At 63.1% G+C, this 17473-nt stretch carries 21 protein-coding genes; 11 read left to right on the forward strand and 10 right to left on the reverse strand.

Translation table 11 applies throughout. The features are described 5' to 3' along the window. Nucleotides 1–38: 38 nt before the first annotated feature. Nucleotides 39–887 carry an MBL fold metallo-hydrolase gene (locus IPL79_17900; protein MBK9072851.1) on the forward strand — a complete coding sequence of 283 codons (849 nt, stop codon included), beginning with the start codon at nucleotides 39–41 and terminating at the stop codon, nucleotides 885–887. Nucleotides 888–1242: 355 nt separating this feature from the next. Here the strand turns inward: IPL79_17900 and IPL79_17905 are convergent, their stop codons facing one another. Beyond that, the gene (locus IPL79_17905) at nucleotides 1243–1437 is read right to left on the reverse strand and encodes a cold-shock protein (protein MBK9072852.1); all 195 of its coding nucleotides are present in this window, start codon (nucleotides 1435–1437) and stop codon (nucleotides 1243–1245) included. 330 nt (nucleotides 1438–1767) lie between these two features. On the opposite strand from IPL79_17905, the gene IPL79_17910 reads away from it, so the two are divergent. Then, on the forward strand, nucleotides 1768–2286 hold the full coding sequence (locus IPL79_17910; protein MBK9072853.1) for a hypothetical protein: 519 nt from the start codon (nucleotides 1768–1770) through the stop codon (nucleotides 2284–2286). 16 nt (nucleotides 2287–2302) lie between these two features. Here IPL79_17910 and IPL79_17915 read toward each other — a convergent pair whose 3' ends face one another. Then, nucleotides 2303–3895 carry a peptide chain release factor 3 gene (locus IPL79_17915; protein ID MBK9072854.1) on the reverse strand — a complete coding sequence of 531 codons (1593 nt, stop codon included), beginning with the start codon at nucleotides 3893–3895 and terminating at the stop codon, nucleotides 2303–2305. A 109-nt stretch (nucleotides 3896–4004) separates the two neighbouring features. Between IPL79_17915 and IPL79_17920 the strand changes: the two genes are divergently transcribed. Further along, on the forward strand, nucleotides 4005–4604 hold the full coding sequence (locus IPL79_17920) for a hypothetical protein (GenBank protein MBK9072855.1): 600 nt from the start codon (nucleotides 4005–4007) through the stop codon (nucleotides 4602–4604). 44 nt (nucleotides 4605–4648) lie between these two features. Then, complete coding sequence (locus tag IPL79_17925; protein ID MBK9072856.1) at nucleotides 4649–5080, forward strand: hypothetical protein; 432 nt, start codon at nucleotides 4649–4651, stop codon at nucleotides 5078–5080. Here the strand turns inward: IPL79_17925 and IPL79_17930 are convergent. After that, nucleotides 5048–5734 carry a TetR/AcrR family transcriptional regulator gene (locus IPL79_17930; protein ID MBK9072857.1) on the reverse strand — a complete coding sequence of 229 codons (687 nt, stop codon included), beginning with the start codon at nucleotides 5732–5734 and terminating at the stop codon, nucleotides 5048–5050. The two genes, IPL79_17925 and IPL79_17930, sit on opposite strands and share 33 nt — an antisense overlap. Nucleotides 5735–5806: 72 nt before the next feature. Between IPL79_17930 and IPL79_17935 the strand changes: the two genes are divergently transcribed. Genes IPL79_17935 through IPL79_17945 form a run of 3 tightly spaced genes read left to right on the forward strand, consistent with a single transcriptional unit; the run spans nucleotide 5807 to nucleotide 8812 of the window. Then, nucleotides 5807–6670: a metal-dependent hydrolase gene (locus IPL79_17935; protein ID MBK9072858.1), complete on the forward strand. Its 864-nt coding sequence runs from the start codon at nucleotides 5807–5809 to the stop codon at nucleotides 6668–6670. Further along, nucleotides 6660–8003 carry an NAD(P)-binding domain-containing protein gene (locus IPL79_17940; GenBank protein ID MBK9072859.1) on the forward strand — a complete coding sequence of 448 codons (1344 nt, stop codon included), beginning with the start codon at nucleotides 6660–6662 and terminating at the stop codon, nucleotides 8001–8003. Before IPL79_17935 ends, IPL79_17940 begins: the two co-directional genes overlap by 11 nt. Next, nucleotides 8000–8812: an SDR family NAD(P)-dependent oxidoreductase gene (locus tag IPL79_17945; protein ID MBK9072860.1), complete on the forward strand. Its 813-nt coding sequence runs from the start codon at nucleotides 8000–8002 to the stop codon at nucleotides 8810–8812. Before IPL79_17940 ends, IPL79_17945 begins: the two co-directional genes overlap by 4 nt. A 293-nt stretch (nucleotides 8813–9105) precedes the next feature. Here the strand turns inward: IPL79_17945 and IPL79_17950 are convergent, their stop codons facing one another. The 4 genes from IPL79_17950 to IPL79_17965 form a co-directional block, all read right to left on the reverse strand. Then, nucleotides 9106–9708, reverse strand: coding sequence for a GTP cyclohydrolase I (locus tag IPL79_17950; protein MBK9072861.1), 603 nt, complete (start codon nucleotides 9706–9708; stop codon nucleotides 9106–9108). Between the two features lie 6 nt (nucleotides 9709–9714). Further along, nucleotides 9715–10812 carry an A/G-specific adenine glycosylase gene (gene mutY / locus IPL79_17955; GenBank protein ID MBK9072862.1) on the reverse strand — a complete coding sequence of 366 codons (1098 nt, stop codon included), beginning with the start codon at nucleotides 10810–10812 and terminating at the stop codon, nucleotides 9715–9717. Next, the gene (locus IPL79_17960; protein ID MBK9072863.1) at nucleotides 10799–12349 is read right to left on the reverse strand and encodes a hypothetical protein; all 1551 of its coding nucleotides are present in this window, start codon (nucleotides 12347–12349) and stop codon (nucleotides 10799–10801) included. The genes mutY and IPL79_17960 overlap by 14 nt, the downstream gene beginning before the upstream one ends. Before the next feature lie 67 nt (nucleotides 12350–12416). Next, nucleotides 12417–13001, reverse strand: coding sequence for a hypothetical protein (locus tag IPL79_17965; GenBank protein ID MBK9072864.1), 585 nt, complete (start codon nucleotides 12999–13001; stop codon nucleotides 12417–12419). A gap of 247 nt (nucleotides 13002–13248) precedes the next feature. On the opposite strand from IPL79_17965, the gene IPL79_17970 reads away from it, so the two are divergent. Then, on the forward strand, nucleotides 13249–13806 hold the full coding sequence (locus IPL79_17970) for a hypothetical protein (protein ID MBK9072865.1): 558 nt from the start codon (nucleotides 13249–13251) through the stop codon (nucleotides 13804–13806). Between the two features lie 112 nt (nucleotides 13807–13918). After that, complete coding sequence (locus IPL79_17975; GenBank protein MBK9072866.1) at nucleotides 13919–14104, forward strand: hypothetical protein; 186 nt, start codon at nucleotides 13919–13921, stop codon at nucleotides 14102–14104. 61 nt (nucleotides 14105–14165) lie between these two features. On the opposite strand, the gene IPL79_17980 is transcribed toward IPL79_17975, so the two are convergent. Together IPL79_17980 and IPL79_17985 are read right to left on the reverse strand one after the other, a co-directional pair. Then, nucleotides 14166–14579, reverse strand: coding sequence for a DUF2171 domain-containing protein (locus tag IPL79_17980; protein ID MBK9072867.1), 414 nt, complete (start codon nucleotides 14577–14579; stop codon nucleotides 14166–14168). Between the two features lie 158 nt (nucleotides 14580–14737). Beyond that, a complete protein-coding gene (locus tag IPL79_17985) occupies nucleotides 14738–15592 on the reverse strand; it encodes a hypothetical protein (GenBank protein MBK9072868.1) in 855 nt (284 codons plus the stop codon). A 605-nt stretch (nucleotides 15593–16197) separates the two neighbouring features. On the opposite strand from IPL79_17985, the gene IPL79_17990 reads away from it, so the two are divergent. Both IPL79_17990 and IPL79_17995 read left to right on the forward strand, forming a co-directional pair. Further along, entirely contained in the window at nucleotides 16198–16368 is a 171-nt protein-coding gene (locus IPL79_17990) for a hypothetical protein (protein ID MBK9072869.1), read from the forward strand. 96 nt (nucleotides 16369–16464) lie between these two features. Then, nucleotides 16465–16869, forward strand: coding sequence for a hypothetical protein (locus IPL79_17995; GenBank protein ID MBK9072870.1), 405 nt, complete (start codon nucleotides 16465–16467; stop codon nucleotides 16867–16869). 27 nt (nucleotides 16870–16896) lie between these two features. Here IPL79_17995 and IPL79_18000 read toward each other — a convergent pair whose 3' ends face one another. Next, nucleotides 16897–17469, reverse strand: a complete 573-nt coding sequence (locus IPL79_18000; GenBank protein ID MBK9072871.1) for a sigma-70 family RNA polymerase sigma factor — start codon at nucleotides 17467–17469, stop codon at nucleotides 16897–16899. Nucleotides 17470–17473 lie beyond the last annotated feature (4 nt).

The raw sequence follows: 17473 nt of genomic DNA on the forward strand, positions 1-17473 counted from the left end.
CCGTAGCATCGACACCCACCGCAGGGTAAGATCTCCGCATGCGTACCCTCACCGCCGTGCTCGGAAATTCGCAGCGCCTCGACGGGGGCGCCATGTTTGGCAATGCGCCCAAGGCACTGTGGTCGAAGTGGATCGCGCCTGACGAGCAGAATCGCATTCCCTTGGCGTGTCGATGCCTGCTGGTGCGCGACGGCGGGCGCACCATCTTGTTCGAGACCGGGATTGGCGCGTTTTTTTCGTCTGAACTTAAGGCCCGCTTTGGCGTCGTCGAGCCGCAGCACGTGCTCGTAGAGAGCTTGGCCGCGCATGGCGTTGCGCCCGCGGACATCGACGTCGTGGTGCTGTCACACCTGCATTTTGATCATGCCGGCGGGCTGTTGACGGCATGGGAAGAAGGAACGCCGCCCCGCTTGGTATTCTCGCGGGCGACCTACGTCGTGTCTGAGGAGGCGCTGGCGCGCGCCAAGGCGCCGCATGCCCGCGATCGCGCGTCGTTTATAGCCGAGCTGCCGGCGCTGCTTGAGGGCAGCGGCCGGCTGGTGGTGGTGGCGCGCGACGCGGCCGGCTGCAGCGTGCTCGGCGAGGGTTATCGGTTTTGGCATAGCGACGGCCATACGCCGGGCCTGCTGCTTACCGAGATCGCTACGGCGCAGGGGCCGGTGCTCTTCGCCGCCGACCTAATCCCCGGCGCAGCCTGGGTGCACGTACCCATTACGATGGGCTACGACCGCTATCCCGAGCTGCTCATCGGTGAAAAGGAGCGCCTGCTGCGCGACCTGCATGCGCGCGGCGGTTCGCTGTTCTTCACCCACGACCCTCACCTCGCCATGGGCAAGGTGGCCCTCGACGCCAAAGGCAAGTTCACCGTCGCGGCGGCTGCAGCTTAGTTGAGACCCCGGCCTTCGCATCGCGTTGCGTCGCATGCTTCGTTTATGGCCCCACGGCTGGGCACGGTGCACGGGTGCGCGCATGTTCGTTTCGGACCCGTCGCGAGGTTCTATGCCGTGCCCGATGTATCGTAAATGACATGACCGAGTGAGAGGCGTCGCGAGCCCTGCGAGCAGCCGTGGGGCCGTAAACGAAGCATGCGCGGCGCCCGTGTACACGCTACCGCTGGCTCGCGCCAATTGAAGCGGGCATCGGCTATTTTCGATAGCCGGCAAAGCCCTTGGCTTACCTCGTTAAGAGGGTTGGTACGTCGCTGCGCTGAGGGCGCGACGTATGGTTTAGTGACTATGTTAGTTAGACGATTTTAACGCCGCTGGCTTGTGGGCCTTTGTTGCCCTGAACCACTTCGAATTCAACGTTGGTGCCTTCGTTGAGGATCGCGCCATTGGTGTCATTGGCGTGAACGAAAACGTCCTTGCCGCCGCCTGCTGGCGTGATGAATCCAAAACCTTTTGCCGTGTTGAAAAACTTAACTGTACCGGTTTGCATAATATTTACCTTCTGTCGGATTTGATTGGGTCGCAACGCGCGGCCCATCAACTCGCACTAGACGCCGCGCGGACGCGCTTGTCCATCACTGAATGGACCTAAGGCGCGGAAGGGGCCATGGGCGGGGTCGGGAGCCCAAAAAAAACGCCATTCGGCTGCGAAGGAGCGCGGCGTGGGTTCTAGACCGCCCTGGGAGGCGCAGCCCCCACGTACCTGGGACCACAAACCCACATAGTTGCTCGCTTAGACGCGACCATTCTGCTGATGCCAATAATGTTATGCACTTGCATGAACACCCCACTTGGCGCGCGAGTTGCAAAATAGTCCGGCATGACCAGAAAACTTACTCAACTTTCATTTTCCGTGTTGCTTGCGGCGACTTGCTTAACTGGCGCCTGCGTCGAACCGAGCGACAGCAGCGAGCCCGATCCCGCAGAGGAGACCGACAAAAACGGCAAGCGCACCATGGACCTGCGCACGGAGGCTACGGAAAAATCGTTTGACTGCAGCGAAATTTTTTACTGTGACGTCGATATTCGCGCCCAGCGTTGCGCAACGGGCGCGCCAACCGGCCGCATCCTCGGCCACCTCACCTTGACCAACGAAGACGGCGAGGAGTTGGTCGTCGCCGAAGTTAAAGACAGTCCGTACATTTGGCTGATCGGTACTAATCAGCCAGGGCAATATGCCAACCGCATCGAGACGCTCGGTGCGCGTGAAACGTTTACGCTATCGTATGAGCCCGCACCCGTGCCAGAGCCTCCGCCACCACATCCACCCGGTTCGAATCTCCCACCGCCAGTGCCCCTGCAACCCGCGTGTATTAACCTGACCGTCAGCTGGTCCTAGCTGCGGGGGCACACGCTTAGCGTGCGCCCTGGACTTGTTCCTTGGTCGAGAGAAATTTGAGCTCTGGAAAATCCTGCGTCGCGCGGCCAAGCTGCCAATCGTTGCGTGCCAAGAACACCGGCGCGCCGGCGTGGTCGTCGGCGACATTGTCGCGATTGAGCTCGGCAAATTTCTTGATGGTGCGGGCATCGCCGGCGATCCAGCGCGCGACTTGAAACGAGGTCGCCTCGAAATGGCAGGGCAGGTCGTATTCGAAGCGAATGCGGTCGGCCAGCACGTCAAATTGCAAAGAGCCGACGACGCCGACGATCCAGTCGCTGCCCATGAACATCTTGAAGGTCTGGGCGGCGCCTTCCTCGGCGATTTGTTCGAGCGCGCGCCCGAGGTGCTTGGCCTTCATCGGGTCATCGGCGCGGACGCGGCGCAAGAACTCAGGCGCAAACGACGGAATGCCAGAGAAATGCAGCGTCTCGCCCTCGGTGAGCGCATCGCCAATGCGCAGCGCGCCGTGGTTGGGTATGCCGATAATGTCGCCGGCCCACGCCTCCTGCGCGAGTTCGCGGTCATTGGCCTGGAAGATCATCGCGTTGTTGACGGCGACGGTTTTTTCCGTTCGCGGGTTAGTCAGCTTCATGCCGCGGGTGAAATGCCCCGAGGCGAGGCGCACAAACGCGATGCGGTCGCGGTGCTTGGGGTCCATGTTGGCCTGAATCTTAAAGACAAAGCCAGACACGCTGGGTTCGCTTGGCGCCACCTCGCGCTCGACCGCGGGCTGTGGCCGCGGCGGCGGCGCGTAGCGCGCGATGCCATCGAGCAGCTCGCGGACGCCAAAGTTATTGACCGCGCTGCCAAAGAATACCGGCGTTAGGTGGCCGGCGAGGTAGCTCTCATTGTCAAAGGCGGGGCAGAGGCCGCGCACCATCTCGACGTCTTCACGCAGCTTGGCCGCGGCGGTGTCGGGCAGCAGCTTGTCGATTTGCGGGTCGGTGAGGCCCTTGCACGTAATGCCCTCGGCGATAAATTCGCCCTTGGTGCGTTCCATCAAGATGAGCTGGTCGCGCAAGAGGTCATAGCAGCCGCGAAATTCGCGGCCGCTGCCAATGGGCCAACTGGCCGGCGTCACCTCGAGCTGCAGGCCCTCGGCGATCTCGTCCATGAGGTCAAAGGGGTCGCGCCCCTCGCGGTCCATCTTGTTGATGAAGGTGACGATGGGCACGTTGCGCATGCGGCAGACTTCAAAAAGCTTGCGGGTCTGGGTTTCGATGCCCTTGGCGGCATCGATGACCATGACCGCGGAGTCGACCGCCGTAAGGGTGCGATAGGTGTCCTCGGAAAAATCTTGGTGGCCCGGCGTGTCGAGCAGGTTAAAGGTGCAATCGCCGTAGTCGTAGGTCATCACCGACGAGGTGACCGAGATGCCGCGCTCGCGCTCAACCTTCATCCAGTCGCTGGTGGCGCGCCGGCGGTCGCCACGTGCCTTGACCGCGCCGGCCATGGCGATGGCGCCGCCGAAGAGCAGCAGCTTTTCGGTCAGCGTGGTCTTGCCGGCATCGGGGTGCGCGATGATGGCAAACGTGCGCCGGCGCGCGATCGGGGCTGGCAGGCTCATCCGTTACAGATCTCATACCGGCGCGGCGAAGTCAACCGCCACGGGCGCCGCAGGGGTGGCCGCCGCGTTTGGTGACGCCGCGCGCACCATTTTGTGCTACCACTGAGGCGTGCAGCGCACGCTCATCTTGGTGCTTATCGGCCTCGCCATCGCGAGCCTCGCGGCGCTGGCTTGGCGCATTCGCCGCCCCATCGACGTACCCGATATCGAGCCGGCCACGCCAGGTGCGCGCGTCGCCACGGTCGTGCCGCCCTCATCAACGCCGCCCTCCCTGCCACCGCCATCGCTCCGCGAGCAAACGCCGCCATCGCTCAGCCCGCCGCCCGAAGCGCCGGCGCGACGAGGATTTCGCGACCTGCCAGCGGGCCAGCGCGACGCGCTAGGTGCCCTTAAGCCCATGCGCATCGGCCGCTTTGGCGAAGGCCGCACGTCTGGCATGGGCCACGCCGATCCCGCCATCTCGCTCCAGATGGACGAGGCAAATCAATATTTTGAGCGCGGCCAATTTGCCGACGCCAAGGAACAAGCCTTGCGCGTGCTGAGCATCGCGCCGGCGCATCCGCGCATGTTGCGCGTGGTGGTTGGATCGGCCTGCATGACGGGCGATGCGGAGACGGCCCGGGCTCATTTTGACCAAATCGAGCGGCCGCGCGACCGCGAACAAATGTTGCAGCGCTGCCGCCAGGCCGGCATTGAATTGGCGCCATAGCGGCGGCTCGCACACCGTGTGGCTATTGCGTGGTAGAAGGCGGCATGTCGTTACAGCAAACCCTGGGTCAGCCGCCGGTACGTGCGCAGGTGGTCGCGGCTTGTGTCGAACTCGTCGACGCCCAAGTTAAAAAACACGGGTTCATGATCAAGGGCGCCTACGCCACGGTCAAGGCCATCAAGAAAGGCTTTGTTGCCGACGTGATCAACGCGCTGCTCGGCGAATGGCTGGCGGAGCTGCAACCGTTTTATGACCAATGGGTTGCCACGGATAAGACGGTGGCGTTCGCTGCTTTTGTCGTTGCGCGCAAGAGCGAGGTCGCCGCGGCATTGCTGGCCGTCACCGACCGCCGCGCGGCGAAGACGAGCCACGGCGTCGCCAAGAGCGCCTACAGCAAGCTGCGGCCAAGCGCGCTACAGCACGTCACCGAGGCGGTGCCCGAGCTAGCCGCCATCGTGCAGCGGTTTATGCCGTAGGTGGGGCCGCCGTTTGGGCGGCTCATCATGGCTAGCAATCGTCTCGACCGTGGCCGCGAGCATGCGCAAGAGATATTCGAGGAGCTGGGCCTTGCCAGGGTCGCCGTGCCGCAACCAATCCGCGGTCGCGATTTCGCATAGGCCAACCCAACCGCGCGTCGCGACCCGGACGCGCGGATCGTCGAGGTCGGCGCGCATGCCGAGCGCTTGCAAGTGATCACAAACGCGCTGCATGTATTGCCGCCGCATGTCGCCCATGATCGCTGCGATGCTGGGGTCGGCCGCCTCGCTACCGCGCATGAGGTAGAGAAACGCCTCGCGGCGCGACTGCACGTAGTCCAGATAGAGGTTGAGGTTCGCCGCGGCGGCAGGCAGCCCGCTGCCCGCGGGTTTGGTCGCCGCAAGCAAGGCCTGCGTTTCGTGGGCCAGGCCCGCGACATATAGGGAGCGCTTGGAGGGGAAGTAGTGAAACACCAACCCCTTGGAGATGCCGAGCCGCGCCGCGAAGTCGTCCATGTTGACCGCTTCGTAGGGCGTCTTGGCAAACACCTTGATCGCCTCGGCGAGAATTTGCTGCCGGCGCGCGGCGGTGGGCAGCCGGTCGCGCGACCTCGCGGCTCGCGGCGGGGCCTTGCGCAAGGTCAACTTCGCCATCGTTGGATGATGATAACTTTGCTATTGACTGAAAGACAATAGGCTGTCACGGTTAATTGACTGGAGGTCAATATGGTAACAACCGCAGCAACCCACGACGAAACCGCAACGGCCCCACGGCGCATCACTGTTCGTCGCCCGGTGTTTGGCTTTGACGGCGTGCCCAAGGCGTGGCTGAACAACAGCGTGGTGGCGTCGCACATCGCAAATGGTGTCAGCATCTTGTTTCCGCTCGGCGAACGATCGTTTGTGCGCGCGGTGCACGACTGCCTGCCATTGCTTAAAGACCGGCCCGAGCTCGCCGCGCAAGCCAAGCTGTTTTTTGCTCAGGAAGGCGCGCACTCGGCCGCGCACGAGGATCACACCGATATGTTGCGCGCGCAGGGCTACGACCTCGATGGGCTGCTCGCGGCGTATGCGCAGTACCATCGCCTCACCCAGCGTTTGCCGCGAACATTTCGCCTCGCGGTCACGGCGGCGTTGGAGCACTACACCGCGATCATGGCGGAAAATCTCTTTACCTTTGACGTCTTGCGCGAGGTCGATCCGACGATGGCGCGGCTGCTCAAATGGCATGCGGCGGAAGAGATCGAACACAAGGCCGTCGCGTTTGACGTGCTCGCCGCGGTGGCGCCATCTTATCCGTTGCGCGCCGCGGGCATGGCGTATGCTACGGCGTCGTTTATGGCGTGGTGGGTCGCGGCGACGGCGATGTTGCTTAGGCAAGAGCGGCTGCCGCGCGGCGAATTGCGCCGGCAATTGCGCGAAGCGCGCCAGCGCCATCCCATCGTCAAGCGCGTGTTTCTCCGCGGCCTGCGCGAGTATTTTGCGCGCGATTTTCACCCAAATCAGCGCGACACGTACCCCTTGGCCCAGGCGTTCTTTGCGGACGACAAGGCCGCGGCGGGCGAGCGAGCAACGCGGCATGCTTCGTAGCCCTGGTATGCCCAGCGCGCCAAACGAGGTCATCGACTACGCCGCGCGCCATCTGGTGATCGGCGCCGGCTTCGCGGGGCTTGGCGTTGCCGCCGCGCTCGGGCGTGCGGGCATCGCCTTTGACGTCGTTGAGGCGGCCGATGACGTCGGCGGCAACTGGTACCATGGCGTCTACGATTCGGTTCATATCATTTCGTCGCGCAAGACCACGGAGTATGCGGAATGGCCAATGCCCGCGACGTGGCCGGATTTCCCAAGCGGCGCGCAGATGCTGAGCTATCTGCGCGGCTACGCCGACCAGTTCGATGTGCGCCGCCATATTGAGTTCAACACCCGCGCGGTGAAGGTGAGCCCGGCTGGCGATCGGTGGCGCGTCGAGCTGCGGCACGCCGATGGTCGGCAAGACGAGGTGCGGATTTATGGCGGCGTCGTGGTGTGCAATGGGCATCACTGGGACAAACGCATGCCGGCGTACCCGGGTGCATTTGCCGGCCCGTTGCTTCACGCGAAAGGCTACAAATCGTCTGAACTGCTGCGCGGCCAGCGCGTGCTGGTGATCGGCGGCGGTAACTCCGCGTGCGATATCGCGGTGGCCGCCGCGCGCGTCGGCGCCGCCGCCCACCTGAGCCTGCGCCGCGGTTACTGGTTTTTGCCCAAGACGGTTTTCGGACGGCCGCTGGTCGAGGCCTTGCCGCATTGGCTGCCCGAGCGCGCGCAGCGCCTCGTCGTAAAAGCGCTAGCCCGCGTTTTTGTTGGATCGTATGAAGCGTACGGCTTGCCCCGGCCCGATCATGAGCCCTTCGCACATCACCCGACGATCAACTCAGAATTGCTCTACGAGCTTAAAAATGGCCGCATCGCACCGCATGGCGACGTCGCGCGCTTTGACGGCCTGCGCGTCGAATTTGTCGACGGCACGTCCATCGAGGTCGACTTGGTGATTTGCGCGACGGGGTATCATGTTAGCTTTCCGTGCGTGGACGCTGAGGTCATTCCCTTTGAGGGCGGCATGCCCGACCTCATCGCCGGCATGTTGCCGCGTCATCACCGCAACCTCTATGTCTTTGGCCTTGGGCAGCCGCGTTATGGCGCAGGTCCGCTCATCAGCGCCGGCGCGGCGTTGCTCGCCGAAATGATCGCGGTGCAGCCTGGGCTGCAGCGACCACTCGGGCAGATCATGGCCAGGCTGGGCGTTAAGCCGCCGCGCAGCTACCTCGCCAATCCGCATAAATCCTTGCGCCAGGCACGGCTGGGACGTCGGCTGATGCGGCACTTGCCAACGCTTGAGCGTCGATTGTTTTCCGGGGTTGGCGAAGGGGCGCGCTCGTCATGAACGTCGTCATCACCGGCGCGGGCTCCGGCATTGGCCGCGCGACGGCGGCGCGACTGGCAGCGCGAGGCGACCGCGTCTTGCTGTGCGACGTGAATGAACGCGCGCTTTCGAGCGTCGTCGATGAACTCGGCGAGGCGGTGCTGTTTGCGGCGGTGGTCGACGTCGCCGATGCGTCGCAAATGGAGCGGTTTGCCCAGGATGCGCTCGCCGCGTGCGCGGATACCGGCGGCGTAGGCGCCTTGGTCAATAATGCTGGCGTCGCCCACGTTGGCGGCTTGCTTGAAACGACGCTCGCGCAGTGGGATTGGCTGCTCGGCGTCAACCTGCGGGGCGTGATCCACGGTTGCCACTTTTTCGCGCCGGCGATGGTGAGCGCGGGGCGCGGCGTGATCGTCAATGTCGCCAGCGTGCTCGGCTTTACGCCGCTGGGTTCCTCAGTGGCGTACGTGGCGAGCAAGTTCGCCGTCATGGGGCTGTCGCAGTCGCTGCATCGCGAGCTGGCACCCAAGGGCGTCGCCGTCTGCGCGATTTGTCCTGGCCTGATCGCGACCAATATTATGGGCGATGCGACCTTTAGCGACGAGGCGGCCGCGCAGGCCCAACGCGGCAAATTGCAACGATGGTTCGCCAAGGCTGGCGCGTCGCCTGACGTGGTAGCGGCCGCCATCGTCGTCGCGCTAAGCAAGCCACGGCCAGTGATTCCCGTGACCAAGGCGGCATGGTTGTTGTGGGCGCATGCGCATGTCGTGCCGGAAAACGCCGCGGCGCGGTTGGCGACGTGGGTGCAGGCGTGGAACAAGCGGCTATAGCGCTTAGTCTCAAATGGTATCCGCGCCGACCTACCGGCAGGTGAGCGCACGTGTCTTCCTGCTCGCAGGCACGGCGTGTCCGTGGTGAACGGCAGGTGAGCGCACATGTCTTCCTGCTCGCAGATAGCGACCCTCCGGGGCGCAGCGAGACGGCTGTGGTATCCACATCCCTCGGCGCTACGAACACCATCGTGCAATCTATGCTCGCGGAAGAAACGTGCGCCACCTGCCGGTAGGCCCTTGCGTCGTGGAAGCAGCGCGCCGCTGACTTTTGCTCTGCCTGTTTAGGCAGGTTAGATCAAGCTTGGAGCGGCCGACGTGACCAGCTTGAGAAACTCTTCGCGCGTCGCTTGTTCGAGAAACACGCCGCGCACCGCGCTGGTGACCAGCCGCGCCTCGTGGGCGCCGACGCCGCGGGCGGCCATGCACATGTGCATGCCCTCGACGTAGGCGGCAGATCCTTGGCTGTCGAGCTGATCGTGCAGCGTCACGGCAAGCTCGTGCGTGAGGTCTTCTTGCAGCTTGGGCCCGCGCGAGAGCAAGCGCACCAGGCGCGACATTTTCGAGAGGCCGAGCACCTTGCGCGTCGGAATATAGGCGACCGAGATGCGGTAAATCACGGGCAAGAGATGATGCGGACACACGCCAAACGCTACATTCCCGCGTGAAATCACCATCTCGCCGTATTTGGCGGGAAAGGTCTTGTCGAGCAAGGCCTGCACCTCGGCGCGCGCCTGATTGTGGTCATGCGAGAGCTCGTGAAATCCCTTGGCGGCGCGTTCCGCCGTTTCGCGGAAGTTCTCATCGGCGACGTCGTAGCCGAGCTCGCCGAGGCCGGTGAGGATGCTGCGAAAGCCCTGCGTAAACAGCTGCAGCGCCTTTTCGTTGTAGTCCATGCCTGCTTATATGACCCGATCTTCGAGATGCGCAAGCAGCGTGGCCGTGGATGTCGCGATGCCCTTGGCGCGCGCCTGCGCCGGCGATAGCCAAGCGAGCTTGTCATAGGCCTCGGTCTTGCCGAGCACGAGTGGCGTGCTACCCTTAGCCGCCCAGCGCGCCGACCGCACCGAAATCATGAGGCGGCGATGCGAGAGGTCTTGCTGGTGCGACGCGACCTCGCGACCTACCACGATCGGCGCCCGCAACACGGCGCGCGCGGCGGCCAGCGTCGCGCCCTGGGGCAGCTCCCACATGCCGCCAAAGAGCCCAGCAGGCGTGCGGCGGGCAAACAGCACCCGCGCCGCGTGGTGCATAAAAAGCGCCACGCTGGTCAAGCGCGGCAATTCATCGCCCCGCTTGCGTCGTGGCATAACGGGCAGCGAACCGACCAGGCCATTGCGCAGCGCGACGCAATGTCCGGAAACCGGACATGTGTCGCATGCGGGCGAGGTGGGTGTGCACACCGTAGCGCCGAGCTCCATGATCGCCTGATTGAGTTCACCGGCGGGTAGCGCCGCTGGCAAGTCCTGCATCACGCTCGCGCCATGGGCCCACAACACCTTTTGCGTCGAGGCCGCCTTGATGTCGGCCTTGATCGCAAAGAGCCGCGCGAAGACCCGCGCGACGTTGCCGTCGACCAAGGGCACGCGCTCGCCAAACGCAATCGAGGCGATGGCGCCAGCGGTATACGGCCCAATCCCGGGCACCTCCCGCAAGCGCAGCGCCGAGCTGGGCATGCGGCCGCCAAACTTTGCCTCGATAAGCTGGGCCCCGCGCTGGAGGTTGCGCGCGCGGCTGTAGTAGCCAAGCCCCGCCCACCGCGCGAGCACGTCGTCGAGCGGCGCGTCGGCCAGCGCTCCCACCGATGGGAAGGCCGCGAGCCACGCCTGCCAGTAAGGAATTACCGTCGCGACGCGGGTTTGCTGCAGCATCACCTCCGAGACCCAAATCGCGTATGGATCGCGGGTCTGTCGCCACGGCAAATCGCGCCGATGCTTGCGGTACCAGGCGACCAAGGCCTTAGCCAGCGCGCGATGGTTTTGATCGCTAGGGCGCGACATCGAACGATAGGATGATGAGCCCGCGCGTCGCGTCCGCGACGTAGACGAGCTGGCCGATAGGATCGTAATCTATGCCGACAGCGCCTTCAAAAAAGCTGGCGCCTTCGGCGGCGGGATACCCTGGCCACGTATTGTACCAAGCCACCAGCGCGGGGGTTTCGGGCACTGAGATGTCGAGCACGCGGATGCCATCTTGGTAGTGCGAGATAAATACCAGCGGCCCAAAGGCCATGATGTTGTGAATGGAGACCTCGGGCCGGGTCTGCCATTCGCTGATGATCGAGAGAAATCCCGGCGTATTTTCGGTGACGTCCACGAGGTAGGCATGGGCGCCATATTGCTCGTCGCCGGTAATTGCGACGTCGCGATCGCCGATGGTGGTTACCCAGCACGAGTGGTTGGTGTTTTCGCCATAGCCGGTAAAGGCATCGACGCGCGTGGGCGCCGTGGGGTCGCTAACGTCGACAATTACCATGCCGGAGTTCCAATAGTTTAGGTAGGCACGGTCGCCCGAGACATAGAGATCGTGCAGATAGTGGCTGGCGCTGTTTATGCGCAATTCGCCCAGCTTCACCGGCGCCGTGGGATCGGCGATATCGTAGATCTCAACGCCGCGTCGGGTGTTGGCGAGATAGGCCTTGCTGGCGTCGATGAACAGCGTATGCACCTCGACGCTGTCGCCAAGCTGCGTCGGCTCGCCCATGGTGGTGACCTCGCTTGGGTTTGCCGGGTCGGAGACGTTGATGACCACCGCGCCGCTGCCACTGCCCGCCATGATGGCGTAGACCTGGTTGCCGGGGCCCGTCGTCACCTTGACGTCGTTGTAGATTTCGCCGGCGGTGCGGACGTCGAGGTGGCCGAGCTGAATTGGTGCGGCGGGATTGCCGACATCGACGATGTCGAGGCCGCCGTGGTAATTGGCCATATACGCGATGCCATCGCGCACGCGCACGTTGACGCTGATGTCACTCCACGCCTCGGGCCTAAATTCGCCGAGCAGCGTGAGCCCCTGCGCGGGCGCCTCATCGAGCGGCTCGACGCGGGTGGCAAACACCTCGCCCAGCAGGGCGCTCATCGACACATTGCCTTCGCCATCCTCGCTGCTAAAGATAAAGGCGAGCTGCCCGTGCCACGTGCCCTGGGCATCGACGCGGCAGAAGAACATGGCGGTTTGATACTGGCCATTGTCGCGCAAGGTGAAGAAGTAGTCGTCGGTGGCGCTGACGCTGACGACGGAGTGCCCGTTTTGCTGCACGGCTAGCGCGCCTCCTTGGGCGGCATCAATGCGCATGGTCAGCTGGTTGGAAAATTGGTCCGCGTCGTAGCGTCCGTGAAAGATGCCAGGCGTCGCCTGCCCCGCCATGCTGCCGGCCACGCAATGACGGCGGCTAAAGCCTTCCGGCGTGGTGTAATTCGGCTCGCCGGGTAGCGGCACGGTCGGCGGCTCAGTTGGCGGGCGGTTGTCGCTGCACGCGGCGAGCGCGGCCGCGATGACAACAGCCCAGCGGGTAGGCGCAAGCAAGTGCATTCCAAGCATGCTCCGACCGTAGCCGGGCGAGCCGCCTCGCACAAGGGCGCGCGGACTGGCCGGCGCCCACCTCGCCCTAGAAGCCGTAGCCGATGCGAAAGTAGCCGTTAAATGAGACGGGCTCAGAGTAGCCGTACTCGTCCTCCTCGACGCCAAACAAACGCACGGGTCCCGCCGCGGCGACCACCGAGAACCCACTATCCCAGGTGCGTTGCCAACCCATCAGCACTTGCAGCCCGGTCTCGCCATAGTCGTCGATGCTGCGGTGCATGAGGCCCGGCTCGATGAAGAATCCTTGGTAGACGCGCTTCAGATAGAGCGGGGTCGAGACGCTAAACTCGGCGCCGTCGCCGCCATTGTCGATGAGGTCGTACAGCGTGAGGTCGCCCTTGAGCGCGACGTTGTTGCCGAGCGTAAGCCAGCCGGAGACGCCGTACATGCCAAACAACCACCCCGCCGGGTTGGCGCCGATCATGTATTTCTTGTTGGCCTTGAGGTATTCAGTTCGTTCGCCAACCTTTACCAGCTGGCCGTTGATGTGTTCAACCTCGTTCCACGGTGTGGTTTGCGGCGCGGTGGACGGGCCTGCTTGCGGCTGCGGCGCCGGTGCCACGATAGGCGCGGGCGGATATGGATCCGCCGCCGGTTGAGCCGCCGCCACGAGTGGCAAGCCAGCGATTGCAAGAGTGATAATTATTGTTTTTGTTAGGCGTGAAGTAGCGTGCATGCCTGGAGCTAAAGCAAGCGGCTTGCCAAGCTCCCAGCCCTTTTAATTCAATGGCTTACCAGGGTACACCTGGGGAAAGGGTGTGAACTGGCGGGGAATTCCTGACACGCATGTCAGAATTGAGCCGACACCGTGCGCCACCTCACGGCGGGCGCCGGCGTGATACGTTTTTGTCATGGGTATGAAGGCGAGACCAAAGGCGCTAGGTGGTTCCTATGGCGAGGCTAGCGCCGCTGCCGTGGGGAGGCCGCTAATCGCGCGCGTGTTGCGAGCCACCGGCGGCAAGCTGCGGGCGGGGGCGGCCTCGTCGCTTGAGGCACACAGCGACTTGGCGTATTTGCTCTTCGTGGCAGATCAGACCGCAGCAAGCATATCCATCGTCGACGTCGTGGCCGCCGCGGCAACGTTCGACGGCGACTTTGATCTGTGGAGCCCTATCGAGGTAACGCTCGCGCTGGGCGCGGTGATCGATCCCAAGCGCGCGCCCGCGGTTACCAAACAATTGCTCGCTCCTTATGGCAAGCACCGCGCCGCGCTTGATCGGCGGTTAAAGGGCGAGCTGCTCGAGCAGGCGCTGGACGACGTGCCGCTCGACATTGAAGACTGTTGGCCGGATCTAGCTGAGCTGTGCTTTATGTATGTGCTTGGGGGCTCGAAAACTCAGCCGCCGGCAAAGATCATGAAAGCGATTGCCTTGCACAAGCAACTACTTGCACCCGCGCTGGCGCCGAAGAAGTAGCACCACGGGCCCCGCACCGACAGCAATGGTCAAGAATTACGCCGCGGCGTCAGCCGAGCTCCGCCAAGCGGAAGTGCTTTTTGAAAGCAACCCTATCTTAGCGTTGCGCCAAATGGTCGACTTGTACGCCCAAGCGAGCCAAGCCCTCAATCACGAGGTCGCAGATGCGATCGAAATTTGGCTTTATGAAAACCCACGTCTCGAAATCGTTGACTATATAAAGTCAACGATTGGCGCAGGTGACGAGGTGAACCAAGTGTATTTGAAGTGGATTGACGGCTTGCATGCGCGTTTGTGAAAATGGGTCGACCCAAGCCTCGAACAGATAGCCCCTTAGTCGGGCGACGCGCGGTCGCGGTTTACGACTTCGATTTATCGGTCGCGTTACTGCGGTCGTTTGACTTGTTCCGACCGTTGGCCTGAGCGTTGCCAATTGCCGGGCTCGACGGCTGGCGCCCATCCATCGCGTCGGTCCGATTGGCCGCGTTGATCCCATCAGTCGCTTCGAGCACATCAGGCATGTTCGTCGCGCGGTCCTTGGTGTTCGGTGGCGTCGTCGACCAATCGAGCTGGGCCTTTTTGCCGGGGCGATCGACATGGATCTTGTCGTCGACCTTGGTCACCCAGGCGAGCGGAAAGTAGTGATGTTGACCTTGCTTGTCTTTGGTAACCTTGATGGTGTCGGCGCCTTCCATGTGGTCGACGACGCCAAATTGGCCGTTCTCTGAGCAGACGATGGGGGTATTGGGCTTGATCTGGTTTGCGTTAATCATAGTGGTTGGGCTGCACTGCAAGATAGGGGCCGCGGGCTCGCGGCCAGAAGTGCTGCCAGCAAGCGCCCACCTCGGGCTCATCGCAAAAAAATGGCGCCCTGCGTACGTGCGCAACGGCTCGTCGAGCGTGTGCGCTCGATCGTTCAGAATTGCACCTATCAGCGTCGCTTTAGAAAGTCAGCCGCCGCAGCGTCCGGTGTCGGGAGCGCAAGCAGCGGCTTCTCGCCCCGCCTAGCCAATGCCGCGGTCATGAATTTGTGGCTGCGCTCCATGCGGGCCATGTCGGCGGGGTGCGAGCCGCGCTCGCCGCGCCTGCCGCTGACTTGCGCGGATTTTGTCGCGAGATACAAATAGGTTAGGTAAACGCCTTCAGGGCGAAAGCCTGCGCGGTCGGCGAGGCGCGCACCTACGAGGTCGGCCGCGACCTCTTTGCCACGCCAGCCAACGCCGTTCAACCGGCTTGGCTTGACCCTCAAGGCATCGCGTCGCCATTGATGCGTAAGTTCGTGCCCGATGATGGTCGCCATAACGGCCCCGCCAAGTTCGTCAGCCAGCCGCTCATCGGTGACGCCCATGTCTTGGCGAAGAAACCGCTCGATATCGATGATCATCTTTTCGGCAATAAACACGCCCTCGGCGCCGTCATAATGGCTCGCAAACGCTGAAGGCAGCAGCATGGACGACCCGAACACCTCAAAGTCCCCAAGCTTCGTCGCGCCGTGCGCCGTGGCGACTGCTGCCACCTTGTCATAAACTTGTTGGGTGGCGGTCAGCTTGGCGGCGGAGAGCCGGCGGGGCTTGCCGCGCATTGACAACAGCCCTTTGCCGATCGTTGTCTGGGCGCGGCGCAACAAGCGTTCTTTCAACGATAGCGATGAGGGCGCGACTTCCTTGCCCTCAAAATCGATCGACCGCGTCTGTAGCCTGGCGACCGCCTCGCCCAGTCCCCCGGGCTTGTGAGGTTGCGGGCTAACGGCCTGGCCCTCCGACGGGTTGCCGAGCCTCTGGGGCATGGACGATTTACGCCCTTTAGTCGAGCTTGTCAGGCGTTCGGCCGCTGGCGATGTACTACTCGTCGCAGCATGCGTTTGAGGCTTTGATTTGCCGACGCGGCTACTGCCTGAGCGTCGCGACTGCCATGGCGCCGTGAGCGCTGGCACGGCCGAGCTCGCGCCTTCGCTGCCACTTGCACGCCGACGGCCACCAGCCTCAGTTGGCGCGGGCGCCATCACCAAGCAGACAAGCGTTAGGAACGCAGGCAAGCGCGCGTGAGCCCCGGTCCCAAGGCTATGAGGGGTCACGGGCGCTCGCATCACCTATCGTATCTGCATCTCGTGTGCCAGCTTGGTGACGCCGATAGGTGCAGCAACTTTATGAATTTATTGGCAGTCGCGGCGCGCTACCAGTAGAACGTACCCGCATCGGCGACTCCGGGCCCCACCTATCACGGTGTCCGCGGTACCTCATTTACCCGAAGCGACTTCTCCGCAAATCGTGTGCAACACGCTTAGACAGGTGCGGAGGCAATGGCTTTCGTGCAGCTACCGAACTTGTCGCCTTGTCGCTCTGTGGCAAGCCGATATTGCCCAGCAGCGACGCCTCGCGTTAGATATGTTGCATGGCCAGCGCGCTCATCATCGGGGGAGTTTACGACACCCCGCTGAAGTATCACGTGGAATTCAGAACCGCCGAGGGCGCAACCCTGCAAGGCTTCGCGTTGGTGGTGCCCTTTACCAAGCCGCGCGTCGACTGGGACGCCTTGGTCGCACCCGCACAAACGATACAGTGAGCGCCTCCGCACGGGGTTAACGGTGGGTTCCATTGCGTACCAGGGCCCCTGGCTTGGCCTAGCTATTGCTATGTCGTGATCGCGTAAAGGAACTACATGTTAAAGCACACATTCATCATTGCGACCCTCCTGCTAGCCACCGCGGCCTCCTGCAAAGACAGCGCGTCCAAAGACGTCACCCAGGCGCGTGAAAACACCGTCGAAAAACAAGCCGACCTCGCCAAGGCCGAGCAAGAGGTGCAGGCCGCAACCCTCGCCGTCAGCCGCGCCCGGGGCGACTTTCTCGTTGTCGCCGATGTGCGGCTTGCCGAGCTCGACAAGAAAATTGCCGAGATGAAATTGGCCCAACCGAGCAAAACGGACTGGAACGAGATTGCGCGCTTGCGCAGCAGCGCCGAGCAGCTACGTAATGAGATCAAAAGCAACGCCAAGATTTACGCGCAAGATGTGCAGCGCGAATTCGAAGAGCTCGTCGGCAAGATCGACGAAAGCCTGAAGTAGGCGGCATCGACCACTTGCGGCCGCAAGCTAGCGGAACTCTGAAAACGTGATCACGCTTTGTTCCTCGCTTTGGCCGAGGCGATCGCGCAACACGGCACGCGCCTTGGAGAGCGCGCCGCGCACGGTGTTGGCGGGAATGCCAACGACCTCGGCTACCTCATTGGCCGACATGTCCTCCCAATAGGTGAGCTCGAGCAAGATGCGGGTGTCGATTGGCATCTCGTTTAAGACCTGCATCAGGGCCTCTTTGGCCCGATTTTGCAAATGCGCGGTCACCGGCGTCAGGCCAAGGTCTAGCAAGCTATGCGACGATAGCTTGTCAATGGTGAGCCCGCGGTAGCTGCGCCGCAAATGGTCATAAAGGCGCGCGCGGGCGATGGTAAAGAGGAAGCCCTGAAACGTGCTGGTAATGGTGTGCTTGGCCTCCAGGCAATCGAGAAACGTCTGCTGCACCACGTCGCCCACGTCGTCGCCGAGCTTGCTGCGAAAAAAACGGCACACGGCGTCGAAGTGGCGATTGACCAGGCGCTCGCCCGCCTTCGCATCGCCCGCCTGCCATGCGGTGAGCAGCGCCATGTCGGTGTCGATATTGGTGGTCATGCGG

The sequence above is a fragment of the Myxococcales bacterium genome, assembly GCA_016716835.1.
Classification (GTDB): Bacteria; Myxococcota_A; Polyangia; order Haliangiales; family Haliangiaceae; genus JADJUW01.